Source organism: Halodesulfovibrio aestuarii DSM 17919 = ATCC 29578 (assembly GCF_000384815.1).
In the GTDB taxonomy this organism is placed as follows: domain Bacteria; phylum Desulfobacterota; class Desulfovibrionia; order Desulfovibrionales; family Desulfovibrionaceae; genus Halodesulfovibrio; species Halodesulfovibrio aestuarii.
On the sequence record NZ_ARQF01000020.1, the window covers coordinates 210,886 to 236,961 of the forward strand.

Genomic DNA, 26,076 nt, shown 5'->3' on the forward strand with positions numbered 1-26,076 from the left:
TATTAAATAAAAAAACACGCTACCAGAATAACTACGCACCATAACAAGCTGTAGTATAAAATAAAATAAGGAGACAGCATGTCCAATCCTGTTCTTACAGCATTACGAGAACGTCGCAGCATACGCAAGTATACGGATCGTGAAGTTAGCCGTGAAGAGATTACTGCCATGCTGGAAGCCGGTCGATGGGCTCCCAGCGGCAAAAACAATCAACCTTTCCGTTTTATTGCTATCCGCCGGAATGATCCACGAATTGACGGATTAGCAGATTGCACGATCTACTCACATATCGTACATAATGCTGCTCTGATGATTGGCGTTTTTCTCGACAAAAGCAGCCTGTACCATGAACTAAAAGATCATCAGTCTGCTGGCGCTTGTGTCCAGAATATCATGCTTGCAGCACATTCCCTTGGTCTTGGCTCTGTATGGTTAGGACAAATGATGAATAATGCCGAACAGGTTCTTGATGTTCTCTCTCTCGATTCTGACAAATATGAATTCATAACTTTTATTGCCATCGGCGAACCTGCGCAGGAGGGAACTGCCTCACGCAAACCGCTGAAAGATATTATGCTGGAGCAATTTTAATGCAAGTAAAAACATTCCCTTTAGGCCCGCTTGAGACAAATTGCTACGTTCTTTCCCACGAAGGGAAAGCTGTTGCAGTTGATCCGGGCGGAGAACCAACTGCAGTTATCGATTTTCTTAAAGAAGAAGATCTGACTCTGACTCATATTCTTGTTACCCATTTTCACTTTGACCATCTGTACGGAATCAAAGCACTGCAAGAAGCAACGGGTGCAACAGTTATCAGTGGCAGTGAAGATGTATTTCTTCTTGATTCAGAAGTCGGCCAAGGCGGTATGTGGGGCTTTCCTAAAGTTCCTCCGTTCAGCTTTACTTCCATTAATGAAGGCGACCACACATTCATGGATTTAGAATGTAAAGTGCTTGCTACTCCCGGACACTCTCCCGGAAGCCTTTCTTTTTACTTCCCTGCCGCAAAGGCAGTCTTTGTAGGTGATGTATTATTCTACCGCGCAGTTGGCCGCACAGATCTGCCGGGTGGTGATTTTGATGTTCTGAAAAAAGCTGTAACAGAAAAAATCTTCACACTCCCACCGGAAACCGTAGTATATTCAGGTCACGGACCACAATCTTCCGTTAATGACGAACAAATCAATAACCCGTATTTTTCTGATTTCCAACGCTAATGGGTTTGTTCAGGCGCAAAGCTATGCGCCTGAACAAACAAATACTGCCAAATCATTAAGATAAAATTAGCATGTTGGATTAAAAACGTTACTATACGGACTAGTCATCAATCTGGAGTTACTATGACGACACATATTGAAGACACAGAAACTGCTGTTGCAGATTTGCGGAATGGATGCTGAGGGTTGGGACTCGAGATAAGTTTCTATCTCGGTTTTCAGAAGAAGAACAGAGTCCTTCTTCTACTTCCTCCTCACTCACATGCTCCTCTTGAGTATGCATTGGAGAAATATCCTCAATGGCATTGCGAAATCCAAACAGATGACACCACAGAGCTTTCAGCTTTGTGCGAGCGTGTTGCAAAAAAATAATTCTGCAACAATTAAAAGGAGAGATCATGAACTCAACGCAATCTTTCACGAATGCTCTTCAAATATTAGGTTGCAGCGCCCGTAAAAATGGTAACACTGACGCCGCCGCAAAACTGTTTGCTCAAGGGTATGAAGCCGCTGGAGGACATACCCAGACGCAGTTTATGCGCGATTACACAATACGTCACTGTACAGCATGCGAAGCATGCGCGGTTCCCGGAAGCACAAAATGTGTGCAGGAAGATAAAGACGAAAGTGCAGAACTCTATTCTATGCTTTTAGAAGCACCAGCAATATTTATCAGTTCACCGATTTATTTTTACCACCTGCCGTCCATTTTCAAAACATTTATCGACCGCTGTCAGTGCTTCTGGTTCCGAAAACACAACCGCGACCCGTTCGTCCTTTCTCTTCCCCCCAGAAAGGCATACATTTGCCTTGTTGCAGCACGTCCTGTGGGTGCCCAACTCTTTCAGGGGTCTCTACTGACACTTAAATATTTTCTGTCACCGTTCAACATCAGGCTGGCTGAGCCACTCCTTATTTATGGCAAAGACGGCCCTACTGAACTAGCCAGTGATCCAATGACTGTTGAACAAATTCTTGAATACGCTAAAGCAGCGTGCAACGACACTGTACCTCTTTATTCAACTCAAAAATAATATCCGGACACCAGAATATGCATAGTGTTTTTGCTTTACTCAAGAGTACTGCCGCCTTTCTGGGATTAGATGAAACCCGTTGCGTATCTTGCTTTGCGCCATACAGCCCTCTTACGGATATTTCGTTTCGTTCTCTTTACGAAGAGCAGCTCACTACACCTGAAAAAACTGAATACAGTGAAAGGCTCCATCACCAATGGAGCCTTTCACTACAACTATGTCCGGATTGTCTGCGGCAACTGGCACCGCGTACACAAGGGTATTGCCCATCCTGCGGCATGCTGTACGCAAAAGCTTCCGGAACGCCATCGCGCTGTTCTTCCTGTATGATTACACCACCCCCATGGACACACATAACACTCTACGGAGCCTACGAAGGCATTCTGCGGGAATTGCTTCTCAAACATAAATTTCATAACAGGCTTGATGCAGGGCTTACCCTTGCCCGATTGCTTGCAACCAAATATTATCCTCTCGCAATTACACCTGCCGCAGTTGTACCGATTCCGTTACATAGCTCACGGCTACTGCATCGCGGACATAATCAGAGCATGCTGTCCGCCAAACTCCTCGCACAAAAAATTAACGCTCACCTTATGCCCGAGTTACTCCAAAGAAACCGTGAAACAACACCTCAAGCAACCCTAAGTAAAAAAGAACGCAACCGGAACCTTTCCGGCGCGTTCACTGCAACTATTCCTTCAGCACTCAAAAACACCCATATCTTACTTGTAGATGACATCGCCACAACCGGCTCAACGTTACGCCAGGCAGCTAAAGCTCTTCTTTCCGGTGGCGCAGGCTCGGTTGAAGTGGCGATTATGGCGCGAACGCCTGAACCTGAAAACGTGATCAGATAAAACAGGTTACAGCAATACCATATAAAGACACATCACCTTCTCTGAGCAAAAATGTCCTTTCCTATGCCCACTCTTATAAAACAGCATTATTAAATGCCCACTTCTCCAGCATCATTCAACTACCCTTAGGGGAGTAACACGGTTGCAAGGTGCCCACTTTTTTTACAAATCAAAATTACGCATAACAGTTTGTTTTTTTAATAAAAAATTAGAAAAAAACATCTACTCATAACACGACTGATCATACATATAGCACCATTTTAGTCTTTTTATTTTGGTAATGACACGATTATTCAAATCGTGTAACCACGACATAGGTGTTCAGCTATATCTATTTTTTTCAAAACAATAGGAGCAGTTATGCGTACTATCATTCTTACTTTTATCACCTTTATGCTTGTCGCTACACCGGCATTTGCTCACTTCGGTATGATAATTCCTGATGCGAATGTCGCAACGCAAAAAGCACGTAGTACAAACATTACAGTTTCATTCTCTCATCCATTTGAAAACGTTGGAATGACGCTTGAAAAACCGAAACAATTTTTTGCTATTGCAAACGGTAAAAAGATTGATTTGCTTTCAACGCTTACTGAAACGAAAGTTATGAATGAAGGAGCATGGAAAACCACATTCCGCTTCAAACGTCCCGGCGTATACCAGTTTGCTCTGGAACCAACTCCATACTGGGAACCGGAAGAAGACTGCTTCATCATCCACTACACAAAAACCTATGTTGCTGCCTTCGGCTCAGAAGAAGACTGGGATGCACCAGCAGGACTGCCTACAGAAATTATCCCTCTGACCCGTCCATTTGGATTATATGCAGGTACTAGTTTTACCGGTCAGGTTTTAAAAAACGGCAAGCCAGTACCAAATGCTGAAGTTGAATACGAACTTTACAATAAAGAAGGCTTCACCGCACCGACAGAACATAACGTAACTCTGGTTACGAAAACAGACAGCAACGGTATATTTACAGTAACTTGCCCTAAAGCCGGCTGGTGGGGATTTGCAGCGCTTACTACCGCTGACTACACACTTACCGCACCTTCAGGAAAAGAAAAGCCCGTTGAATTAGGCGCAGTTACATGGATTAAGTTTGATAGTTTCCAGAAGTAGAAAGTTTTGAGGCATCTCCCCTCTTGACTCATACCTCTTTATAGTTACATGGTACGGGAACATATCTTACATGGAGAACTGTATGAAAATGACTCGACCTATTGCCTTACTTCTTATCCCAGTCTTAGCTGCCGTATTTATTATCGGTATGGCAGACTTTGCAGACGCCAGACGTTTTGGCGGGGGTAGGTCTTTTGGCAGTAAGCCAATGTTTAGCAAAAGTTTTTCCAAGCCCGTACCCAGCACTCCGTTTAGCCAAAAAAAATCCGCTATGACCAACACCGCACAACCTCGTAGAGGCCTCTTCGGCGGCAGGGGTGGCATGTTCGGCGGTCTTCTCGCCGGCACATTGCTTGGCTCTTTACTCTTCGGTGGCGGTTTTGGAGGCATAGGGTTTTTTGATATTATCTTACTGGTATTAGCGTTTTTCTTTCTCCGTAACATGTTCCGGTCTCGAAGAATGCAATCGCAGCAAACGGCCTATCAAGGCGAAGGCCATGCGAATTACAATCAACAGCAAGCGTATACATCACCTCAGGACGACTATTCAAACATGCAGCGGCAAGCTCAGGATGCATGGTCAAACCTGCGTAGCACTCCTGCGGGGGGAAGCCATGCACAAGACGTACAGCCTGAGGTGGCAACACCTGCAGGATTTGATACTGACGATTTCCTGAAAGGTGCAAAAATAGTGTTCAACCGCCTGCAACAAAGCTGGGACAGCCGGGACCTTGACGACATTAAGCAGTTTACGACTTCAGAAGTATTTGAGTCCATTAAACAGCAGATGAAAGAAGATCCTGAACCCTCACGCACTGAAATACTTATGTCTAACGCACGATTGCTTGAAGTTAAAGAAGACACAGAAGGCATTCTTGCCACTGTATACTTTGATGTGCTTATGCGAGAAGATCAATCAGCACAGCACCCCGAGCAAGTACGTGAAGTGTGGCATTTCTTAAAAGCCCACAAAGACGACTCCATGTGGCTTCTCGACGGTATCCAGCAATTGGAAAACTAATCGGAATCCACTGACAATACGAGAAAAGGGGAAGCACATGCTTCCCCTTTTTATTTTGGATAATATAGTAGCTGTTATGCAGTCAGGTCTGGTTTTTTAAAAATAACGCCCTGCTGTACAGCAAAATCCCGAAGTTCCGCTGCGGAATGTACACACAATTTCTGCATCAAATTGGAGCGGTGCTTTTCAACCGTTTTAATACTCACCACGAGCATGTCTGCTATTTCCCTGCTCTTATATCCCTCTGCCACAAGCTGAAAGATTTCTTCTTCTCGCGGGGTCAACTCTGCCAACGGAGACACACCTTCGGCTGCCGTACCACCGTTCAGATACCCCCTGATAACACTATTGGCCACTCCCGGGGAGATATACGTCTTTCCTTCTAATACGCTTTTTACTGCAAGTAAGAATTCTTCACTGGTAGCATCTTTAAGAATATAGCCATCGGCTCCGGCAGATAAGGCAGAATGAACATAATCGTTGGCATCATACTGAGTAATAATAAGAATTTTGATTTCAGGAAGAGTTCGTTTAATTATTTTTGTAGCCTTCAAGCCATCCAGTTTCGGCATCGACAAATCCATCAATACCAAATCTACACTTTGAGTTTCGCAGAAGTCTACAGCCTGATACCCGTCACTTGCTTCACCCACTACAGTAAAGTTTTTAAACGTTTGCAATAATGATTTCAGCCCCTCACGCAATAAAACATGATCTTCAGCTAAAACAACACGATACAACTCTTCCATCACCATGCCTACCTTTTAAGTTTTACCCCCAATATAAACGAACAAATAGCCAATGTACTTATCTGGTTAACACGCTAACCATGCTCCTTTTCTACCCTTATATGCGTAGTAATCAGACTATACCCTACCATAAAAATACGGACAATCCCAATACAAAAATACAGCATGCGCCTAATTCACGCATCATGAACTATATGGTTTATTTTATATCAGAGTAGGAGAGTATCCGCAGGACCTCACAACGACCGCGGATATATGGTAATTGGCAATTCGTCTAACTTTGATAGTAAGGATGGCTTTATGAGAGAAACTGTAACTCGCGTGACACAAAACATGGTTCTAGGCGCACGACAATCAAAGTGGGTAGCAGAACAAATCGGTAAACCTTACCCAACAATGATGCGTGAATTAAATCCGTATGATCAGAGTGCTAAGCTTGGCGCGGATACTCTGCTCGACATAATGCGTGCAACCAAAGACATTACTGCCCTTGAATTTATGGCAAAAGAGCTTGGTTACGAACTCAACCCCGTTCAGCTAGAATTAGATCACCCCTTCATCGACGAGTAACCAACATATTTTTCATGTTCTACTGCCAGACGATTTGATACAATCGTCTGGCAGTTTCTTTTTATGGGCTTATATTAACACTCAGGTATCGGGGTTGGTTATGCAAAAAACAATTCTTATTGCAGATGATCATCCTGAAATAAGGACACTTGTACGCATCACCCTTTCAAGTGACGGATTTAACGTTGCAGAATGTAAAACAGCTCCGGAAGCCGTTGCCCTTGCAAAAAAAATCTCTCCGCACCTTATTCTTATGGATATAGACATGCCCGGAGAATATAACGGCATAACTGCAACACAAATATTAAGCACTGACCCTGAAACAATAAAGAGCCCTGTTATAATGCTTACGGCTTCAAAGGACTTACAAGATGACAGCCTTCGATCCGGTGCCGTAGCATACCTCACCAAGCCGTTCAGTCCCCTTGCTCTCTTAAAACACGTTCAACTCTTTGCACGCAATAATTAAGATAAGAACACACATACTTTCCATTTCCACATCATATTTGTGGTAAAATACCCGCTATACCTGCTATTCTCATAGTATATATCTAAGAGTGGCGCATATGATTACAAGACAGCTTTTTTAAACAAGCCTGTAATCTTATGCGTTGCAGTTAATGTCTGCATAAAGGATACGTACTATGTCTAACAACGATGCTTGTGAAGCCAAAGTAAAAGAAGCATATGACCAACTTATAAAATATGCAGAAGACTTACATACAACAATTAATCTACTTAAAAATTCACATCGAGATTTAGAACTGGCTTACGTAGATACAATAAATAGACTTGCCCAAGCCGTTGAGTACAAAGATGAAGCAACTGGACACCACGTTATTCGTATATGCTTTTTCAGTGCAATCCTCGCGAATGCCCTGAAACTTCCTAATAATAGAGTCCTACGAATCTACAACTCAGCAGCAATGCATGATGTTGGAAAAATTAGCATACCCGACTCCATATTGCTAAAACCGGGGCCGTTAACAAAAGAAGAATTTGAAATAATGAAGACACACACCACGGTGGGTGCAAGGCTGCTGGCAAATTCCAGGTCACCCCTTCTTAAAACCGGCCAACTTATTGCTCTAAATCATCACGAACGCTGGGACGGTACAGGCTACCCGAGAGGTCTGAAGGGGTCCGGTACCCCAATTGAAGGCCGTATCGTTGGATTAGTTGATGTATACGACGCATTACGCTCCGAACGACCATACAAAAAAGCCTATTCCCTAGCCAAAACAACAGCTATTATCCGTAAAAACTCAGGAAAGCTCTTCGACCCACAGCTTGTGAAAGCATTTTTTGATAACCTTTCCAGTTTTGAACATATTGATAGAATTCTACGAAATTCAGACCCGCAGGATATTGAAGCTCTGTTCAAAGAGTTGCTCCCAGACTGTAAGCAAAACGACAGCATATCCATAACAACATTCTTATAATATTGAACAATGCAGTTATGCACACTGAACCAAAGCAATACATCCTCATTGCTGTAACTGACTCAGCAATGGCAGCACAGCTGAAGGAAGGCGTTGAGACTGCTAGTGGAAAACCCTGTCTTATAGCTAGCACCTCATCAGAAGCCTACGCTTTTGCAGCGCGTTATAGTGAGCAACTGCCTTTGGCGATTCTAGATACGGCGCTTAGCGGCATAACAGAAAGTTTATTTTATGTGACAGCAGAACAATGTATTCCCACCCTGCTTATTACAGACAATTATACTGAAGCGTGCGCTTCTTGCTCTTTGTCCCCTACTATTATCGATATAATCATCAAAAGTAGCGATACAGTAGTCAACGTTGTGGAAACAGTACAACGATTGCACAGAAATCAGGACACGAATGTACTCATTGTCGAAAGTTCAGCCTCCATCCGGCACTACCTCTCGTATATTATTTCCAATTACATGCTGAATCCCAAAACAGCCAAGTCCGGCAATGAAGCCATTACCTTGCTAGAAAAACAACAATACCCACTTATCCTGATTGATGCGCACCTTACAGATATGACAGGCATAGACCTCACCCGCATAATACGCAAAACACATCCTCCCGAACACACATCCATTATCGGAATATCCGGCAATACAGACCTGTATATTTCAGCCATGTTTCTAAAAAGCGGTGCAAGTGACTTTCTTAATAAACCATTCAAAAAGGAAGAACTCTATTGCCGCATGATACAAAATTTAAAAATGACGGAGCTACTTACGTATCTGGAACAACTGAATACGCTAAAAAATAAAATGCTCGGCATGGCTGCCCATGATCTGGTCAGCCCGATTACAGGCATACAAGGACTCGCCACCATCCTTAAAGAGGGATATGCAGGTGAAGTAACTTCTCAACAAAAAGAAGTTGCACAGGCAATCTACGCTGCCAGCGATGACATGCTTACACTTGTTACTGACATTCTGGAGGTATCAACAATCGAAAGCGGGCACCTGTCCATCAATAAAGAGTCTATCCAATTAAATGAGATTGTCGCTCATAGAGTAGGTCTGGCAGAATTATCTTCAGCTAGGAAGTCAGTAACACTGGAGCAACACCTTACCCCTTTGGATAATATATACGGAGACCCGAAACGTATTGGCCAGCTACTCGACAATTTGCTATCCAACGCCATAAAATTTTCTAATCCGAAAACAACAATCCAAATCAGCACTCAAAAAACTGATGACGCAATTCAGCTTATTGTAAAAGACGAAGGTCCTGGAATCGCTGAAGAAGAAATCGAAAAACTTTTCACCCCTTTCACTAAGGGAACAGCCTTACCAACTGGAAACGAGCCTAGCCACGGGCTTGGCTTACACATAGTAAAGCGTATTGCTAGTGCCCATAATTGTAGTGTAGATGTAGCAAGTTCACTGGGCAAGGGCACGAAATTCACCATCAGCTTTCCGTTACAGGCTGCTCCAAAATAACTTTTTCCTCTCACATAATATGATAGAAAATCTCTCAACTGCGACTGTTCCAAAGACGTTAAATAATACACGCCTTGACGCTGCCCTTTCTATATTTCTTCCTGAATCCGGTCTCCGTATCCGCAGAAGAATCTTTGAAACTCACACAGTCCTCGTTAACGGTGTCCCCCGCTCAAAAGGACATACGGTATTAACCGGCGACCAAATTATTCTTGTAGAAAAAATTGTTCCAGAAAGTATGGCCCCAAAAAAAACAACTCAGAACAGCACTCCGGAAGACATTCCCTCTGAGCTAAAAGAGCAACTGTATATTGTACATGAAGATGCTCACTTTGCAGCAATTTTCAAACCGGGCGGTCTGCACACCACAACCATTGCCGGAAAAAATACCCCAAGCCTTGAAGAAGAACTTCCGTCTCTTTTTTCCCAACAGTTCACAAGTGAAGACGAGCTGCCTATTTTAGTAAACAGACTCGATTGCCTGACATCCGGCATGGTCATGGCTGCAAAGTCACAAGCCGCCGCAGCCATGTTTAAAGAACTTGAAGACGCTGGTGCTATAGAAAAAATCTATATTCTTCTTGTACACGGTTCCGTTCCAGCCCCTCTGCTTGTCACCAACAAGCTTGATATGGCAAAACGCAAAGTCACAAAAGTACTTCCAGAAACAAACCCAGATCCCTTACGACACACAACGTTTCTCCCGTTGCTGGAAACCACAGTGCCGAATGATCCTTCCAGTTCTGCAACGCTCCTTATGGCTGCCATCAGTAAAGGGGCCCGTCACCAAATTCGTGCACACATTGCCTCTCAAGGCTTCCCGATTGTTGGAGACCCACTCTATGGCAATGTTGAAACACGTTTTGAAACGTCTCAAGACAAAACCATGTACCTACACCACTATCAGATTGAACTAGGTTCTTTCTCTGCAATGTGTCCCCCTGCATGGAAGACATGGGAACAGTGGAAACTCTCAATTCCAACTAAATAATCAGTGGATTGCGACAAAAAATATTTTTTTGCATTTTTTAATTGAAAAAGATTTTCAATTTCAATATAAAGAACTCAACACAAACATAGTTGGCAAAAAAACATGAAATCACAGATTATTATTACTCCTTCACAGATTATTATTACTCCTTCACAGATTACCGGGCCGTCTCACCAAAGGCGGTCCGGCCTATCTAGATTACAGACCTACAACATATATACGGTCGACTGTAGATTGCTGTTGTATAGTAATACAACAGCGTAACCAAACAGGAGACAATATTATGGCATCAGTATTTATTGCATACGGCTCCACTACAGGTAATACCGCATATGTTGCAGAGAGTATCCAGCGTACCCTGAAACAAAACGGTCATGAAGTAACGATTGAAGATGTTGCAGACATCAACGTTGCCGAGCTTACCAAACCATATGACCTTTGCTGCCTTGGGTGCTCTACTTGGGGCGATGACGAAATCGAGTTACAGGATGACTTTATTCCCGTATTTGAAGAAATTGAAAATATTGATCTTGCCGGTAAAAATATTGCCTGCTTTGGCTGCGGTGACAGCAGCTACGAATACTATTGTGGTGCGGTAGATGCCATTGAAGAAGCATGCAAAAATGCAGGGGCTACCATCTTCACAGATTCACTTAAAATTGACGGTGACCCAAAATCCGAGCAGGCGGACATTGATGCGTGGGCACAAGACCTCATTGCAAAACTAAACGCATAGTATGAAAAGGGTGCTTTATGAATAAGTCACTAAGTATTAGCTCGTGTCACCATGCACAAACTATCCGCAACTTTTTTAAAAAAACGCGGATAGTTAAAACAGAACCTCCTATCTCTTACTCAAATAAAAAGCCGAAACATGACGAATCAGAACAAAATGAATAAAAAAGGAGAACAGGTAGTACAGCCCCTGTTCTCCTGTAAGAGACATGGTATGAACAAACGAAATATCATCGAAACAATTGTCTTTGCTTCCCTAGTGGTAGCCTTACAAATAGGAGCAGCTACTCTGATGATGTAGCAAAAAATACATAAAAATTTCACGCTGGACGTTGTCCCCAGTCAGAGTAGCTTCTGGTGCATTTAACTCGGTCTCTTCACTGACACGCATCTGCTCTCTGACTACCTAATCCAGCATGACGGCACCCTTGCTCCGGCAAGGGTGCTTTTTTCGCATCAGTAAGACCTAGTGATAATAAAAAAAAACAGGCTGTGGAAAAGCTCCACAGCCTGTTTCATTTTCTATGCATAAAACGAGCGCATTAGCCCCAAATATACGACGCACCGTAGACAACGACGAACATACCGATGCCGAATTTAATGCTCATCCCAAGGAACTTGCCATAGAAGGCACCTTTAGCTGCGGTCATAGATTCGTGCAAATCCCGACCATGCGCTATCTCAAAGATAAGACAACCAGCATATGCCCCCCCAAGAGCCCCGAACAAGGCGCCGAAGCCAAGAAAGAATGGAGCGCCGATAATAGCGCCGCACACAGCACCGATGATGCCACCCAAGTTCCCCTTTCTTGACCCGCCGTACTTTTTTGCCCCCATTAACTGAGAGATAAATTCCAAGGCTTCACCAAGCAGCACAAGTCCGCCGGTAGTCACAAAGAACATTGAATTCATATCCACAGCTTGCGCTGGATACATAAACTTCCACAAAACCAGTATACCCATAATCAAGAAATTTGCGGGCATACTCAAAAAATGAAGGCCGAGAAACGCGACCATCAGAGCTGTAAAAACAACTGCGAAAACTGTTTCCACTCAGTATTCCTTATTCTCGTTTATCAACTACTCGTTGCGCTTTGCCTTCTGATTTCGGCAAACTGTTATGCTGAACAATTTCAACGCGCGGAGTAATAAGAATTTCGCTACACAGCCGTGAAGCAATTTTACGTTGCAGTCCCTGCAGGACACGCATGTCCTCAACAAAGTGTTCCTCTTTAATTTCCACTTTCACACGCAACTGGTCGATAAAATTCTCACGTTCAAGCTCAATCACATAATTCTCGCCAACTTCACTAAACTCCATAAGCACACGCTCTACCTGCATAGGGTAAATATTAACCCCTTTAATGATAAGCATATCATCTGCGCGGCCTAAAATTCGATCAATGCGTCTATGCTGTCTGCCACATGGGCACTCGTCTGTAATAAAACGGGTAAGGTCTCTAGTACGGTAACGGATAATCGGCATACCAGTACGACACAAAGTGGTCATAATAAGTTCACCAATTTCGCCATCAGCCACCGGTTCCAAGGTAACAGGGTCTACAATCTCTGGAAGAAATGCATCTTCCCAAATGTGCATACCGTGCTGTTCTGTACATTCAAAAGCAACACCGGGACCGTTCATTTCAGACAACCCGTACGAGTTGTAGGCCTTAACTCCAAGCAATTTTTCAATACGCTGGCGAGCCTCTTCCGTATGCGGTTCCGCACCTGTAACAACAATACCTAACGGTAACTCTTCCGGGGCCATCCCCATGTCACGCAGCGCTGCACCTAAATATAGGGCATAGGAAGGAATAATGTGCGCTGCATACGTATTAAAGTCCTTCATCAGCATAAACTGACGTTTTGTATTCCCCGGCCCTGATGGCATGGTGAGACACCCTAACCGCTCTGCACCGTAATGCAAACCAAGCCCGCCTGTGAACAGGCCATAACCTGTCATATTCTGGAAGACGTGCTCTGGACGCACTCCAACCATATGCAAACAACGGGCAACAAGGTCAGACCAACTATCAAGATCACTCTGAGTGTAGTGAATAACGGTCGGAGAACCTGTTGTTCCGCTGGATGCATGCATGCGCACAATATCTTTTCGCGGAACAGTATTCATTTTATCCGGATACTGGGCACGAAGATCATCTTTCGTTGTCACAGGCAGCTTACGTACGTCGTCAACACTCTGAATAGAGTCAGGAGTAATACCCATTTCATCAAATCTGTTACAATAGATTGGAGCCTTACGAGCCTGAGCTATAGTTGCACGCAAACGGGCAACCTGTGCCTGTTCGATTTCTTCCCGTGACCATCCTTCTGCCGGATCAAAGTATAACATTCAACAACCCCTTATTCTCTAGGTGAGTGGGGATTATACGTAGCTAGCAAACGATGTCAATTTCGGCATTATCGAAATTCGATTTACTACATATTCTGTAGTGCCTTAAGTAACCCAAAACATCCTGCAAGCATCATATCACCACCCGGTGCAATCATTACCCCTTGCCCTTCCAAAATACCACGTTTTGGTCCAAGCAAGTATGTCGGAACAAACCCTTCGCCTTCATCCGGCAAATCAAGGTACATACACCCGTGCCCACCGGCATCACGTACCATTTCATCTGTTAACCAGCCACGCCGAAATTCTTTTAAATCGTGCAATAACGCGTCGTCAGACAACATTCCGGTGTGATGCTCATATACACCATAAATTTTTTCCTGATACACAAGAAACGCAGAGATATGGCTATTACCCACATTTACAACAGTAATACCAGTACGCCAGCTGCGTTGCGCAACTTCCGGTGAATACAGTGCACCAAGTACCGCAGCAGAAGCACTGTCGGCCACACAACCACCGCCAGTAGCCTTCTGGATAGAAGCCAGTCTGGTAAGGGCTGCTGCTGGCTTTTTATACAATAAAGAATACGGATTTCCTTTGTGGCGAGTTAACAAGTCATGCCACATACGGAACCGTCCGATTCTATTCCCCTCATCTTCGTGCACACCATGATCTTGAGCAGCTACAACAACTTCATCCGGACTAGATAAGCCTGCCATACCAAGATAAGCATTCCACCAGCCGGCATTGTAGTCACAAAGTTCCACAGGTACGTAACCGGAAGGACAGCTGTCACAAATAGTAACACCGAGGGCTGCAACACGTTTCGGATCGTCATTCAATGCATAGGCAGCCTCAGGATGAATAGCCACATGCAATCCGGCATCAAGATGCTTTTTCATTGCACCAAAGAAACCGCCGCCCATATTAGAGCCGAACATATAAATATCACTTCTAGTTTCAGTGAGCTCTACAATACGTTTTGCAACCATTTTAGCGGGAGATGGCAACACAAATTTACTGCAATTTTCAAGTTCCATATCATCCCGATAATACAAAACATCTTGAGTCCCGCTGCCAATATCAAGAAAAAGAGTCGATTTCATATAAATGCTCCAGTGGAGTTATGTAGCTACAGATAGGTAATATTGCCTTGCAAAGGCTACATTTTTTCTAGGCTTGGTATGCAATATCATTCAGGTATCTAATTTTATGCATTACAAAAAGCCAGAATTTTTGTTCGCACATAAAAATCTCTCGTTTGGAAAAGACTATAAACATACAAGTTAATCAACTAGATATGCCAACAACATGCTTTTCAAACTATAATTTCTCAATAAAAATACGGAAAAAACGCAAAAAAACGCTTGCCAAGCACCGTCGTTACGCATAAAAGCTTTTCCGCGTTAAGGAACAACAACCTAGCGCAACCTCAGAGTGACGCACTAGCGAAGCTCATATAAGTGCCCAGGTGGTGGAATTGGTAGACACGCTATCTTGAGGGGGTAGTGGGCCACGCCCGTGGGAGTTCGAGTCTCCCCCTGGGCACCATGCACTTATGAAAAGATCATACGAAAGTATGATCTTTTTTTTTGGGCTTCTTTTGAAACTATCTTTTTTTATTAAAAAATATCTTCCTCTCTTTCGCTCCCCCCTTTTCGTTACCTTTTTTCGCTACGACCAACTAAAAAAATTCCATTTAAATTAAGTATGTTGAGACAACATACAAGACTCATCTCTCTTTCATTTAAAAACATAATCACGAGAGATACTTCATTATTTAGAAGCGCCACACATTTGTAACCGCATACATTAATTAACAATCTATCTTGCAACGATAATAACTAATAAAAAACGATGTTTTTTCCACAATCAAAACAGCAAGTTAGTTTTTATACAACAGGAACAATTTTTTTGAAATAAAAGTAAAAAAAATGCAGGAAACGATTGACCAACCCGCCCATCGCATATATGGTTCTTTAATCGTATTTACATCGTGCTTCAATTGCCCTCGGGTTTGTAGCACACACGCCCCCAACAAAGTTTACTTTGTGGTGGGGGGACAATCCTTTCTTTGGAGTTTTTTGTTTTGAATAAGAATATTTATGTTGGCAACCTTTCCTGGGGCTGTACTGACCAAGACCTTCGCAACCTTTTTGCTGATTTCGGCGAAGTTGCATCTGCTCGTGTTATTGAAGACCGTGAAACTGGTCGTTCCCGTGGTTTTGGCTTCGTGGAAATGGATGCTAACGGCGCGACTCAGGCTATTGAAGCACTCAACGGCACCAGCTTCCAGGGCCGTGACCTTCGTGTAAACGAAGCACAGCCTCGTGAACGTCGCCCTCGCTACTAAGCGATTTTAGCTTCGACGATCAAAGCTCACCTTTAGGTGGGCTTTTTTTTTGGCCTTCCTTCAGAACAGCTTTCCTTCAATCGCCATTACAATACATCCTGCATCGAACATTTTTTCTCTCTAAGCAAGAAAGTCACTACCAACCCAACAACATCAAGCATATTTCGAAACATTTTATTATGGGTTGCCCTTAAGACTTACTGCACAAACTCTCCTCCGATAAATTTACGAGTATCTGCAACATCTTCAACACGCAGTAAAAATGCTCCAATAAAAAAACAGCCTCCGCCGAACGTTAGATATCCACTGGCCATTTCAGGAGCAAAAACGTCACCAGTTTGCGGCAAATAAAAAGCAACAGCACTTGAAATCTGAAATGCAATGGATCCAACGATATTTACCCAAACAATCCACCACTCTTCTGACCGAAACGCCTTGATAGAACGATCTCGATAAATTTCAAGCCATGCAAAGGCGCAAGAAAGTAAAAAACAGATACTCCCCAACATTCCCGGTAGCCAGATAGAGATATTTTTTTCTACTGGAGTTACTGCAAACAACGCTGCTACACAGTTAACATTAAAGAGCAACGTACCCATAAACTGCACCACCGATGACAAGTAGCCAAGGTTTTTAGGACGCCATGCTATTCGTATCCAATGACACCGCTGTGTCCTGAAAAGTTCCGGATTTGTAATATCCTTATTAATGGACTCGATTAGTTGCAGATATGCCGCAGAGGTAAAGAAGATTGAGCCACAACAAAATATAATATCGAAGTAAGCAGAATATGAATCCGACAAAAAACCGGGGATGGTAAACAGAAAAGCTCCGACCATGAACAGTACTGCAACCCAGTAGTTAATCCTTTTAACGCAAACCACATATTTTGCCTGTTCCTCTTTACTCAGCATCATTGGCCGTATCCAGCGAACACCTTTTCGCACTGGACGTGCTGTGTAAACATCACTGCCATGTCTATGATGTAACCATACATGCGTGACAAAAGGCCCTACAGTTTCGTACTCAAGCCTATGTTCCCCTAATCCGTTCATTCCGCTTCCTGCTATCTGTTTTCTCTCAATACCTACCGCATGCTTACAAGAACACAAACCTATTTAGATGAACACACGGTTACAACAAGGGCGCCACAACTATTTTCCATTCTTCATTATCTTGCAGGAGGGGGATTTTTGCATTGAGAACATGCCTCAACTGCATTTAAAAATAGTAACTACCGTTCGTAATTTTTTTAAACTCAGTAGCATCCCCCATGTCACCCGTTTCATTTTTTTCTATTTTTTTAAAAAAACACTTGCCAAACGAGTGTAATACACATAGATACAATTTCCGCGTTAGGGGAAAAAACTTAACGCGTCCTCAGAGCATCGCGCAAGCGAAGTTCATATAAGTGCCCAGGTGGTGGAATTGGTAGACACGCTATCTTGAGGGGGTAGTGGGCCATGCCCGTGGGAGTTCGAGTCTCCCCCTGGGCACCATGCACTTACGAAAAGATCATACGAAAGTATGATCTTTTTTTTGGGCAATTATCCCCCGTTCATGACACACAAAACAGCCCGCAAACAATCAAACGTTCTTACTGCCAATAATTCCCACCCGCTCTTCATGAGCAAATATGGCATAAAATATGATCGGCAAACGGTTGTTACAAGCTTTGAAGCGTCACACATTATGAATCAATCAGCGATTCAAATCATCAATTAACTCGCTTCACTCTATCAGCGTGCAGACAAAACTATGTTCGTTTGACATCTGAAGAAACACTGTGTTCGTCTGATTGAAAAAGCAGATAAAATCTGTATTGCGAACGGACTTGAAGATACAGACCACGTTGTCTCAACTGACTGAAATCATAACTATCAAAAATCTATTGCAACTGCAGTTTCATAACTTTTCCGCAAGCATTTACTACTTAAGAAAAGAGTTAGTTACAGGGATAACTAACTCTTTTTTTATTATACTTACCTATTTTGTAAGACTGTACGTTTCTTACAACCATTTTATTTTACTACATTCCAATGTTGCCAACATAAAATTGACTTTATATTCTAGACAACAACACGAAATTGACTCTTTATTAACTACACTATAAATACTAGAGGCGACCTTACATGTCATAATTAACAGTCATTACATGTCATATATAGATTTCTTTAACAGGAAGATACGATGAACATACAAACCACAACAGAAACATATAGATACCGTGCTGTTCTGTTGGCTTTTATCATATCGATTACACTTTGGGCGCTGGTACGCTTAGGGCTACTTATATATTCATGGAATGATGCTTCACCATCTCCCATTGAAATCATTAAAATATTTTCTGTCGGCTTCCTTTTCGATCTATGCTTTTTCGCATTCGCCACAATTCTTCCTTGCCTATATATTACCGCTGCCCCCAACTTCATATGGCGCTCCACCTTAAACAAAATTTTCGTGTACAGCGCATTCTTTCTAACTATTTTTCTTCTCATTTTTGGAGCAACCGCAGAATTCTTCTTCTGGGAAGAATTCAACGTACGCTTCAACTTTATATCAGTTGACTATCTCATCTACCGCAAAGAAGTTGTTAACAACATTTTAGAATCATATCCAATTTTCGTTATCATTCCTACACTTGCGACTATTTCCGGCCTAGTCACATACAAAGTCCGTTCAGTAATTAACGGTGCGCTTGCAGCACGAAACTCATTTGTATCCAATTGTATTCCTTTTGCAGGCATCCTACTGATAGCTACAACGGGAGGACTTTTCCTTACCAGCGAATTACGAGATTTTTCAGACAACACGTACCAAAAAGAACTGGCTGCGAATGGCCCATACCAGTTCGTATCTGCATTCAAAAATAATGAGCTGGACTACTATCAATTTTATCCATCGATTGAAGAAACCACCTCAAACAAAATCATCCGTGCAGATCTTTCTAAAACTACAAACACTTTTTTGTCTGAAAACCAACACAGTCTGTTCAGATCAATCCAACGTTTTGGTGAAGAAAAAAAATACAACGTAATACTCGTCACTCTGGAAAGTTTTACCCCAAAATATCTTTCCCGCTACGGTGCCGAAAAAGACGTCGCCCCAAATATGAATGCACTTATTTCCGAGGCTCAGTTCTATACGCACCTGTTTGCGACAGGTACCCGAACAACCCGTGGACTGGAAGCACTTACGCTTTCAATACCGCCTACTCCTGGCCGCTCCATTATTAAACGCATCGGCAACGAAAAGGGCTACATATCTCTAGGACGTATCTTCGCATCCAAAGGATACTCCAATTACTTTATGTATGGTGGACGCGGCTACTTTGACAACATGAACGAATTCTTTGCCGGCAACGGCTACAAGATCGTTGACCAATCTTCCGTACCGGATAAAGAAATCGGTTTTGAAAATGCATGGGGAATGGCTGATGAGTACCTTTTTAATCAAGTAATTAAGACTGCAGATAGTGAAGCGGCTGCAAAAAACCATTTCTTTCTTCATGTCATGACGACATCGAACCATCGCCCATACACATACCCTGACAACCGCGTTGCAATTCCATCAGGTGAAGGACGAACTGGTGCTGTTCAGTACACAGACTGGGCAATTGGTGACTTCCTGAAAAAGGCAAAGCAGAAACTCTGGTTCGACAACACAATCTTTGTATTTGTTGCCGACCATCAGGCAAGCAGCGCAGGACGTGAACACTTACCCGTACGTCGATACAGGATCCCGATGTGGATTTATGCGCCTAAAATTGTAAAGCCTAAGCTTGTGGATATGTTATCCAGCCAAATTGACGTTGCCCCGACAATTCTCGGATTACTCAATTGGTCGTACCCTTCTTTCTTTTATGGAAAAGACATTGCCCAGATGGCTCCAGAAGAAGGAAGAGCATTTATTGGCAACTACCAATACCTTGGCTTGTTTGACGGAAAGCGGATGGCGGTACTTGGACCTAGAAAAAGTATTGAGGTTGAAACCATTGAAAACGAGAGAGCAGTGAAAACCCAAAAGGGATCAACAGATGATCCCCTCGTGCAAAGAGCTATCTCCTACTATCAAAATGCGGCATGGGCTTACAAAAACAAACTAAATACTGACACACTTCTTTCTAACAATACTTCCAAAAAATAGAGTCCTGTGATGATAGTCCATCGAATGAACACAACTGTTCCTCCAACACATTTCCCTATTCCCAATTAGCTGGAGATGGCTTAATATAGTTCCCCAAACAAAAACGCCCCGCGTCTTAATCGAAGCGGGGCGTTTTTGTTATAACTGACAGCAGGTTCCGGCCATATATTGTGATGCGACTTCGGTGAACTCTGCAAGTTGCGTATCAATCCAAGCTGCTGCATCTTCTCCTGAAAGGCCAAGCTCAACAGCCATAAGCCGTGCCACTTCCGGCGCAGCCTCAACCGCTGCTGCGGCATCGAGGAGAAGAGCACGGGTGCGCAATGCAAGTACACCGTACAGAGTTTGTGCCATTTCGGATCGTACAGCCCATACAACTTCCACTTTTCGGTATGGAAGACGTTTGTGCAGCAACTCTGCAAGAGTCTCATCTTCATCCATCAAATCATACAAATACTGCACATCACTACCATACGCGCGGAACGGATCATCCTTATCGAAATCACGTGTCCAGCCATGCAATGGCATATTACTTGTGCGGCACTCCACGGCAGGAAGTTGTGCTGTTTTCGCACAGGTATTTACGACATCTTCTGCCATTTTGCGATACGTAGTCCACTTACCACCGGCAATGGTCACCAAACCAGATTCAGATACAGTAAGGTAGTGGTCGCGTGAAAGCGCAGACGTTCCATCTGCTCCTTCAGCCTTAATAAGAGGACGAATGCCGTTAAACACACTGCGCACATCTTTTCGTTGCGGCTTACGGGCAAGGAAGCGGCCAACATGTTCAAGCAGGAAGTCCACTTCGTCATTTGTTGCTTTCGGTTCCATCTCAGGTCCGGAAACTTCCGTATCAGTGGTACCGATAATAAGTTTGTCGTGCCACGGCAGAACAAAAACAACACGTCCATCGTCTGTTTTAGGAATCAATATTCCGGCTTCACCCGGACAGAATGTTCTGTCGAGCATAATATGAATCCCCTGACTCGGCTGCAAAATAGGCGTTACAGACGGGTCGTCCATCTGACGGATCTCATCTGTAAAAATACCTGTTGCGTTTACAACAGAACGGGCATGGATCGTATGTTCTTTACCTGTCAGCAAATCAACAGCAACTACACCACGCACAACGCCATCCTCTTTAATCAGAGAACGAACCTGCATATGGTTCACAGGACATCCACCCAACTCATTCATAGTTAAGGCAAGAGTCATCGCATAGCGGGCATCATCAAATTGACCGTCATGATACCGGACACCAGCCTTTACCCCGACAGGATTTAATCCCGGCACATGATAGAATGCGCTGTTACGCACCATGGGATAGGAACGGCCAAAGCTGAACGGGCCGGAAAGAAGGTCGTACATGACAAGGCCAATTCCATAGTAGAATGTTTCCCACCAGCTATATGTCGGCACAATGAAGGACTGATCGTCCACAAGATGCGGAGCATTACGGCGCATGCGGCCACGCTCATGCAATGCATCATATACTAAGGAAAAGTTCATCTGCTCCAGATACCGAACACCACCGTGCGCAAGCTTGGTGCTTCTGCTTGAAGTGGCCTGACAAAAATCTGCCGCCTCAAGCAGAACGGTTGAATACCCTCTGGATGCTGCATCAACACCGGTACCTAGACCAGTTGCACCACCGCCAACGATAAGAACATCCCACATATCCTGACTTTCAATTTTTTCTATAGATTCTGAACGTTGCACACTCATCTCCTCATAGTTTTGTTCCTACCGAATGGGCGGTGATAGAAACACTCCGTAAAATATGCATAGAATGCACACATATGTACTTTCGCACAAAAACAATTAAGGGAAACTTTTTATTTCCAATAATACTGTTACGAATGTTCTGCTTATTTTTTTTCAAAGCAGATAATACACTATTTTACCATGTTAAAAGCTTACATAAGCTACTTAACCAAATATAAACGTTTCATCTTCGCAATACGCTACCTCTTACAATAGCAATTCTATAAAAAAATGAGATATTACTATCACCACAGACTCTTAACTGCTTTTTTTTATAAATATGTATTCCCTCAGAATTGTAAAGCTATTAATTATCGTTACTATTATCATTATATAAAATCAATCATTCACTAACAAATTTACAAAAAAACACCCCGCAATTGCAGGGTGTTCCTAATAAAAAAAGGAGTAAAATTTTACTTCAGCATACCGCCGTTCATCATTAACGGTATAGTCATAGGCATCATCATCCCATCTTTCATAGCCATAGGCATCATCATGCCTTCCTTCATCATTATTGGCATCATCACCATAATTCCATTGTTCATCACTACAGGCATCATCATACATTCCATATTCATATCTTTCATCAGCATAGACTTATTGTTAGTACCTTTCATCATCGGCATCATCATTCCATCTTTCACCATCATAGGCATTTTCAACATACTGCCTTTCATCATCATCATAGGCATTTTCATGTCTTTCATCATCATGCCGTCTTTCATCATCATCGGCACCATCGAACCATCTTTCATCGTCATTGGCATAAGCGTACCATTAGGAGCCATCATCATCATAACCATACCGTTTTTCATCATCGGCTGCTTCACCATCATGTCTTGCTTCATTGCAAGTGATGACACTGCGATGCACATAACTAATGCTGTTGCTATAAAAAATCGTACAAGCTTCATGAAAATCTCCCTATCAATATGTTGACCCATCGCCTTAATCTCCTCACTCAAAAGCAAATACAAGGTACATACTACCTCATCATCAAGACATCACAACCATGGTATTTTGATTCGCATCATTCTTTCTTCAAAAAAAAATAAAAAAAGCTTGCCAAATGGAAGCAATCCGCATAAACAAATTTCCGCGCTAAGGAACAACAACTTAGCGAACCTCAGAGTGACGCACTAGCGAAGCTCATATAAGTGCCCAGGTGGTGGAATTGGTAGACACGCTATCTTGAGGGGGTAGTGGGCCACGCCCGTGGGAGTTCGAGTCTCCCCCTGGGCACCATGCACTTATGAAAAGATCATACGAAAGTATGATCTTTTTTCCCGCAACGCTTTCTTCCAGAAGACCGGTTCTCCCAAAAGCACATTTTTCACCCCGCCTTAACCAGTCTGTAACATTAGTGATCTATCTACCTCATCACCCTGATAACACTAATAAAAGGACTGAAAAACAATGCGGCTACGCACCAAGTTGACCCTTTTCAGTATTTGTATAGGCCTCCTTCCATTGCTCGCGATGGGCACCTACAGCGTACACACCGCTGCAGTCAGCTTGGAAGAAAACTCCTTTTCGCAACTTAAAGCCACACAGGACGCGCAACGACGACATATACAGACACTTATCAACGTCTGGAAACAGGAAGCTGTCATCTTCTCCAAAGTAAAAGAAGTATACAACGCTATAGGCATGCTCCGCGATGCAACATACACAGCGGTAAAAGGGGAACCGCTTGAGCTGGATGAGGAGTACGAAAACATATATCAATATGTTGCCCCATCCTTTCTCCCGTTTGTTAAAGAATTAGGGTTTGAAGATGCCCTGCTCATGGATGACTATGGCAGAATTATTTTTTCGGTAAAGCGCGGAAAAGAACTTGGCTACGATTTCAAACACGGGGCGCAGAGCGGCTCACCGCTCTCAAAAGCATGGGCAAAGGCCATGAAGGGGGAAATCTGCTTTACAGACATTGCGCCTTTTGCTCCGGACAATAACACACCTGCAGCCTTCATCGCCGCCCCGGTTTACAGCTACACGCAGGAAATACTCGGAGTTGCAGTCCTGAGACTGCCGGTCAACATGCTTTCTACCCTCATTAATGATAAGGACAACTCCAGCAAAAGTGATTCCTACCTTGTAGGCATGGACAAGTTAATGCGTTCCGACTTATCCCGCGCAGCACAAACCCACAGCCTAAAAAACTCCCTTGCTACACCGTCAACAGGACGCGCCACACAACAGGCAGTAACACTGGCGCTTTCCGGAAAAAGCGGGACACTTATAGATACAAGTTTTGACGGCAAGAAATACGCAACAGCATATTCTCCCGTCCATTTCGGCTCACACACATGGGCAATCATCAGCGAACTGCCTACCTCAATCGCCTTCTCAGCCGTGCAGGAACTACGCAACGCAACCCTTATTCTCGGCATAATCAGCACACTGATCATACTAATTGCGACATTCAGCATGATTCATATTTCGCTGGCAAAACCATTCCAACAAATTCTCACCTTTGCCAAAGAAGTTTCAGAAGGAAATCTCTCTGCACGACTCGACAACAGTTTCAGCGGTGAGATTGCAGAATTGACAGCAGGAATGCTCCACATGGTCAACCAACTTAAAGAAAAGCTTGGGTTCGCGGAAAGCATTCTTTTAGGACTGACACACCCTTGCATCATTACAGACAATGAAAACAAAATCGTTTTCACAAACACCCAGCTCACTACCCTTGTAGAATCCACCAGTGAGCCGTCTTTTTACATCGGAAAACCAGCTGCTTCATTATTAGAACACAGCGAAACATCTACAGAACATGTACTTCGTGAGCAGCAGGCAATTCTCAATAATGAACAGATCTGGACAACTCCGGACAACAGGAAACGCATAGTTCGTGTCGACTGTGCACCACTATACGACATGGATAAACAGCTCATTGGCTCCATAGCTCTTGTCAGCGACCTCACAGATATCCGAACCAAAGAGCAGCAAATTCAACTGCAAAACGATAAAATGCTTAAGGTTGCGGAGCAGGCAGAAAGCATTGCATCAAACGTTTCAACAGAAGCCGTTACTTTATCCGGACAGGTTGAACAGATCGGGGTGGGAGCACGTCTGCAAATAACGAAACTGAAAGAGGCAACTGACATTGTGGACGACATGAACACCGTCCTCGGACATTCTGCATCCTACGCAGAAGATGCTGTAAAAAATGCCCAGACAGCCAAAACAAAGGCCGAACATGGTGCAGATGTTATGAAGAAGACAGCAACAGCAATGCAAAAAGTACAAAATCTTTCAGGCGAGCTCAAAGAGAGCATGCACGAATTCGGTTCACAGACGGCAGGCATTGGTAACCTTATCGGCGTAATTAGCGAAATCGCCGATCAGACAAATCTGTTGGCACTTAATGCTGCAATTGAAGCAGCCCGGGCGGGTGATTCTGGACGCGGGTTTGCTGTTGTTGCCGACGAGGTACGCAAACTGGCAGAAAGAACCATGGAAGCGACAACTACAGTAAACAAAAGTATAGACACAATCCGTACGCAGATAACAAACAACATATCCAGCACAAACGCAGCAGTAGAAGCCGTCGCGGAAAGTACAAGGCTTGTGGCAGCATCTTCTGAGGCACTTCAGGATATCACTTCATTATCCACTTCAATGGGTGAACACATTGAACAGATAGCGCAATTCTCCAGAACACATGCCGACCAGCAGGCAACAATTCTCAACAGCGTAACTGCAATCAATGAAGTTGCTACAGAAACAGGGGCAGGTATGGGTGAATCAACAGAAGTAGTGAAAGCCCTTGCCGAAAACTCAAGAGAGCTCAGTAAGCTGATAGGTACATTGCGCGGCTAATCCCCCCCCTTTCAATAAAGCGTGTAAGCGCAACGTAACATTACCACACAAAAAAAGCCTGATCATAACATGATCAGGCTTTTTTTACCGGCACACAGTCCGGCTTCATACATTATATAAATCTATGGTGACATTTTCGAACATATGTTTAGTTTGGCGCTTACCATATGAAAGATAATGCGGTGTGCCTTGCATTTCTTTTCGAAAACATAGATTTTTTCTTTCATGTGAAAAGTATCACATAGCTACGGTACTTAGCAACTATTTTGCACCATTTTAGTATGATAGCAGAACAAACATGCTTTACTGCTATATTATGCTTTTATTTCAGAAAGTTAAAACAAAAACTAAAACAGTCTTCATCTATAGCATCCTACGGTAACACTTTGAAATACGGGA

22 protein-coding genes and 3 tRNA genes are annotated in these 26,076 nt (G+C 43.4%); 18 read left to right on the plus strand and 7 right to left on the minus strand.

The genetic code is table 11. From position 1 onward, the window contains the following. Nucleotides 1–78 precede the first annotated feature (78 nt). The 6 genes from F461_RS0106945 (at nt 79) to F461_RS0106975 (ending at nt 5,254) form a co-directional block, all read left to right on the plus strand. On the plus strand, nt 79–591 hold the full coding sequence (locus F461_RS0106945) for a nitroreductase family protein (protein WP_020000430.1): 513 nt from the start codon (nt 79–81) through the stop codon (nt 589–591). Continuing rightward, nucleotides 591–1,217, plus strand: coding sequence for an MBL fold metallo-hydrolase (locus F461_RS0106950; protein ID WP_020000431.1), 627 nt, complete (start codon nt 591–593; stop codon nt 1,215–1,217). Before F461_RS0106945 ends, F461_RS0106950 begins: the two co-directional genes overlap by 1 nt. A gap of 398 nt (nt 1,218–1,615) precedes the next feature. Beyond that, on the plus strand, nt 1,616–2,251 hold the full coding sequence (locus tag F461_RS0106960; RefSeq protein WP_020000433.1) for a flavodoxin family protein: 636 nt from the start codon (nt 1,616–1,618) through the stop codon (nt 2,249–2,251). Nucleotides 2,252–2,268: 17 nt separating this feature from the next. After that, complete coding sequence (locus tag F461_RS0106965; RefSeq protein ID WP_020000434.1) at nt 2,269–3,111, plus strand: ComF family protein; 843 nt, start codon at nt 2,269–2,271, stop codon at nt 3,109–3,111. 360 nt (nt 3,112–3,471) lie between these two features. Further along, complete coding sequence (locus F461_RS0106970; protein ID WP_020000435.1) at nt 3,472–4,233, plus strand: DUF4198 domain-containing protein; 762 nt, start codon at nt 3,472–3,474, stop codon at nt 4,231–4,233. An 82-nt stretch (nt 4,234–4,315) separates the two neighbouring features. Continuing rightward, nucleotides 4,316–5,254 (plus strand): Tim44 domain-containing protein, encoded by a 939-nt coding sequence (locus F461_RS0106975; RefSeq protein WP_020000436.1) that lies wholly within the window; start codon nt 4,316–4,318, stop codon nt 5,252–5,254. Nucleotides 5,255–5,328: 74 nt separating this feature from the next. Here the strand turns inward: F461_RS0106975 and F461_RS0106980 are convergent, their stop codons facing one another. Next, nucleotides 5,329–6,003 (minus strand): response regulator, encoded by a 675-nt coding sequence (locus F461_RS0106980; RefSeq protein WP_034603914.1) that lies wholly within the window; start codon nt 6,001–6,003, stop codon nt 5,329–5,331. A 300-nt stretch (nt 6,004–6,303) separates the two neighbouring features. Between F461_RS0106980 and F461_RS0106985 the strand changes: the two genes are divergently transcribed. From F461_RS0106985 to F461_RS0107010, 6 genes are all read left to right on the plus strand, one after another. Continuing rightward, complete coding sequence (locus tag F461_RS0106985) at nt 6,304–6,573, plus strand: phage regulatory CII family protein (RefSeq protein WP_026364667.1); 270 nt, start codon at nt 6,304–6,306, stop codon at nt 6,571–6,573. Between the two features lie 100 nt (nt 6,574–6,673). Further along, nucleotides 6,674–7,042 carry a response regulator gene (locus tag F461_RS0106990; protein WP_020000439.1) on the plus strand — a complete coding sequence of 123 codons (369 nt, stop codon included), beginning with the start codon at nt 6,674–6,676 and terminating at the stop codon, nt 7,040–7,042. Nucleotides 7,043–7,217: 175 nt separating this feature from the next. Next, nucleotides 7,218–8,015, plus strand: a complete 798-nt coding sequence (locus F461_RS17290) for an HD-GYP domain-containing protein (RefSeq protein WP_020000440.1) — start codon at nt 7,218–7,220, stop codon at nt 8,013–8,015. Nucleotides 8,016–8,032: 17 nt separating this feature from the next. Continuing rightward, on the plus strand, nt 8,033–9,499 hold the full coding sequence (locus tag F461_RS17295) for a hybrid sensor histidine kinase/response regulator (protein ID WP_020000441.1): 1,467 nt from the start codon (nt 8,033–8,035) through the stop codon (nt 9,497–9,499). A gap of 19 nt (nt 9,500–9,518) precedes the next feature. Then, nucleotides 9,519–10,490 carry a pseudouridine synthase family protein gene (locus F461_RS17300; protein WP_020000442.1) on the plus strand — a complete coding sequence of 324 codons (972 nt, stop codon included), beginning with the start codon at nt 9,519–9,521 and terminating at the stop codon, nt 10,488–10,490. 283 nt (nt 10,491–10,773) lie between these two features. After that, nucleotides 10,774–11,226, plus strand: a complete 453-nt coding sequence (locus F461_RS0107010) for a flavodoxin (RefSeq protein ID WP_020000443.1) — start codon at nt 10,774–10,776, stop codon at nt 11,224–11,226. 541 nt (nt 11,227–11,767) lie between these two features. Here the strand turns inward: F461_RS0107010 and F461_RS0107015 are convergent. From F461_RS0107015 to F461_RS0107025, 3 genes are all read right to left on the minus strand, one after another. Beyond that, a complete protein-coding gene (locus F461_RS0107015; protein WP_020000445.1) occupies nt 11,768–12,277 on the minus strand; it encodes a DUF456 domain-containing protein in 510 nt (169 codons plus the stop codon). Nucleotides 12,278–12,287: 10 nt separating this feature from the next. Then, a complete protein-coding gene (locus F461_RS0107020; RefSeq protein WP_020000446.1) occupies nt 12,288–13,580 on the minus strand; it encodes a phenylacetate--CoA ligase family protein in 1,293 nt (430 codons plus the stop codon). An 86-nt stretch (nt 13,581–13,666) separates the two neighbouring features. Further along, on the minus strand, nt 13,667–14,689 hold the full coding sequence (locus F461_RS0107025; RefSeq protein WP_020000447.1) for a DUF1786 domain-containing protein: 1,023 nt from the start codon (nt 14,687–14,689) through the stop codon (nt 13,667–13,669). A 359-nt stretch (nt 14,690–15,048) separates the two neighbouring features. Between F461_RS0107025 and F461_RS0107030 the strand changes: the two genes are divergently transcribed. Both F461_RS0107030 and F461_RS0107035 read left to right on the plus strand, forming a co-directional pair. After that, nucleotides 15,049–15,134 (plus strand) — tRNA-Leu (locus tag F461_RS0107030). 538 nt (nt 15,135–15,672) lie between these two features. Then, nucleotides 15,673–15,936 (plus strand): RNA-binding regulator, encoded by a 264-nt coding sequence (locus F461_RS0107035; RefSeq protein WP_020000448.1) that lies wholly within the window; start codon nt 15,673–15,675, stop codon nt 15,934–15,936. A 197-nt stretch (nt 15,937–16,133) separates the two neighbouring features. Here F461_RS0107035 and F461_RS0107040 read toward each other — a convergent pair whose 3' ends face one another. Then, nucleotides 16,134–16,991: a hypothetical protein gene (locus F461_RS0107040; protein ID WP_020000449.1), complete on the minus strand. Its 858-nt coding sequence runs from the start codon at nt 16,989–16,991 to the stop codon at nt 16,134–16,136. A 358-nt stretch (nt 16,992–17,349) separates the two neighbouring features. Between F461_RS0107040 and F461_RS0107045 the strand changes: the two genes are divergently transcribed. Continuing rightward, nucleotides 17,350–17,435, plus strand: a tRNA-Leu gene (locus F461_RS0107045). A gap of 691 nt (nt 17,436–18,126) precedes the next feature. Then, entirely contained in the window at nt 18,127–20,082 is a 1,956-nt protein-coding gene (locus F461_RS0107050) for an LTA synthase family protein (protein ID WP_020000450.1), read from the plus strand. 138 nt (nt 20,083–20,220) lie between these two features. Here F461_RS0107050 and F461_RS0107055 read toward each other — a convergent pair whose 3' ends face one another. Then, entirely contained in the window at nt 20,221–21,804 is a 1,584-nt protein-coding gene (locus F461_RS0107055) for a glycerol-3-phosphate dehydrogenase/oxidase (protein WP_020000451.1), read from the minus strand. Nucleotides 21,805–22,265: 461 nt separating this feature from the next. Then, a complete protein-coding gene (locus F461_RS0107060) occupies nt 22,266–22,766 on the minus strand; it encodes a hypothetical protein (RefSeq protein WP_143154786.1) in 501 nt (166 codons plus the stop codon). A gap of 245 nt (nt 22,767–23,011) precedes the next feature. Between F461_RS0107060 and F461_RS0107065 the strand changes: the two genes are divergently transcribed. Together F461_RS0107065 and F461_RS0107070 are read left to right on the plus strand one after the other, a co-directional pair. Beyond that, nucleotides 23,012–23,097, plus strand: a tRNA-Leu gene (locus tag F461_RS0107065). Between the two features lie 171 nt (nt 23,098–23,268). Beyond that, nucleotides 23,269–25,677 carry a methyl-accepting chemotaxis protein gene (locus F461_RS0107070; protein ID WP_020000453.1) on the plus strand — a complete coding sequence of 803 codons (2,409 nt, stop codon included), beginning with the start codon at nt 23,269–23,271 and terminating at the stop codon, nt 25,675–25,677. The last annotated feature ends 399 nt before the right edge of the window (nt 25,678–26,076 follow it).

Excerpts from the sequence above, each read along its gene's own strand:
- F461_RS0106945 (WP_020000430.1), top strand. The coding sequence starts at position 79 with ATGTCCAATCCTGTTCTTACAGCATTACGAGAACGTCGCAGCATACGC.
- F461_RS0106950 (WP_020000431.1), top strand. The coding sequence starts at position 591 with ATGCAAGTAAAAACATTCCCTTTAGGCCCGCTTGAGACAAATTGCTAC.
- F461_RS0106960 (WP_020000433.1), top strand. The coding sequence starts at position 1,616 with ATGAACTCAACGCAATCTTTCACGAATGCTCTTCAAATATTAGGTTGC.
- F461_RS0106965 (WP_020000434.1), top strand. The coding sequence starts at position 2,269 with ATGCATAGTGTTTTTGCTTTACTCAAGAGTACTGCCGCCTTTCTGGGA.
- F461_RS0106970 (WP_020000435.1), top strand. The coding sequence starts at position 3,472 with ATGCGTACTATCATTCTTACTTTTATCACCTTTATGCTTGTCGCTACA.
- F461_RS0106975 (WP_020000436.1), top strand. The coding sequence starts at position 4,316 with ATGAAAATGACTCGACCTATTGCCTTACTTCTTATCCCAGTCTTAGCT.
- F461_RS0106980 (WP_034603914.1), bottom strand. The coding sequence starts at position 6,003 with ATGGAAGAGTTGTATCGTGTTGTTTTAGCTGAAGATCATGTTTTATTG.
- F461_RS0106985 (WP_026364667.1), top strand. The coding sequence starts at position 6,304 with ATGAGAGAAACTGTAACTCGCGTGACACAAAACATGGTTCTAGGCGCA.
- F461_RS0106990 (WP_020000439.1), top strand. The coding sequence starts at position 6,674 with ATGCAAAAAACAATTCTTATTGCAGATGATCATCCTGAAATAAGGACA.
- F461_RS17290 (WP_020000440.1), top strand. The coding sequence starts at position 7,218 with ATGTCTAACAACGATGCTTGTGAAGCCAAAGTAAAAGAAGCATATGAC.
- F461_RS17295 (WP_020000441.1), top strand. The coding sequence starts at position 8,033 with ATGCACACTGAACCAAAGCAATACATCCTCATTGCTGTAACTGACTCA.
- F461_RS17300 (WP_020000442.1), top strand. The coding sequence starts at position 9,519 with ATGATAGAAAATCTCTCAACTGCGACTGTTCCAAAGACGTTAAATAAT.
- F461_RS0107010 (WP_020000443.1), top strand. The coding sequence starts at position 10,774 with ATGGCATCAGTATTTATTGCATACGGCTCCACTACAGGTAATACCGCA.
- F461_RS0107020 (WP_020000446.1), bottom strand. The coding sequence starts at position 13,580 with ATGTTATACTTTGATCCGGCAGAAGGATGGTCACGGGAAGAAATCGAA.
- F461_RS0107025 (WP_020000447.1), bottom strand. The coding sequence starts at position 14,689 with ATGAAATCGACTCTTTTTCTTGATATTGGCAGCGGGACTCAAGATGTT.
- F461_RS0107040 (WP_020000449.1), bottom strand. The coding sequence starts at position 16,991 with ATGAACGGATTAGGGGAACATAGGCTTGAGTACGAAACTGTAGGGCCT.
- F461_RS0107050 (WP_020000450.1), top strand. The coding sequence starts at position 18,127 with ATGAACATACAAACCACAACAGAAACATATAGATACCGTGCTGTTCTG.
- F461_RS0107060 (WP_143154786.1), bottom strand. The coding sequence starts at position 22,766 with ATGAAGCTTGTACGATTTTTTATAGCAACAGCATTAGTTATGTGCATC.
- F461_RS0107070 (WP_020000453.1), top strand. The coding sequence starts at position 23,269 with ATGCGGCTACGCACCAAGTTGACCCTTTTCAGTATTTGTATAGGCCTC.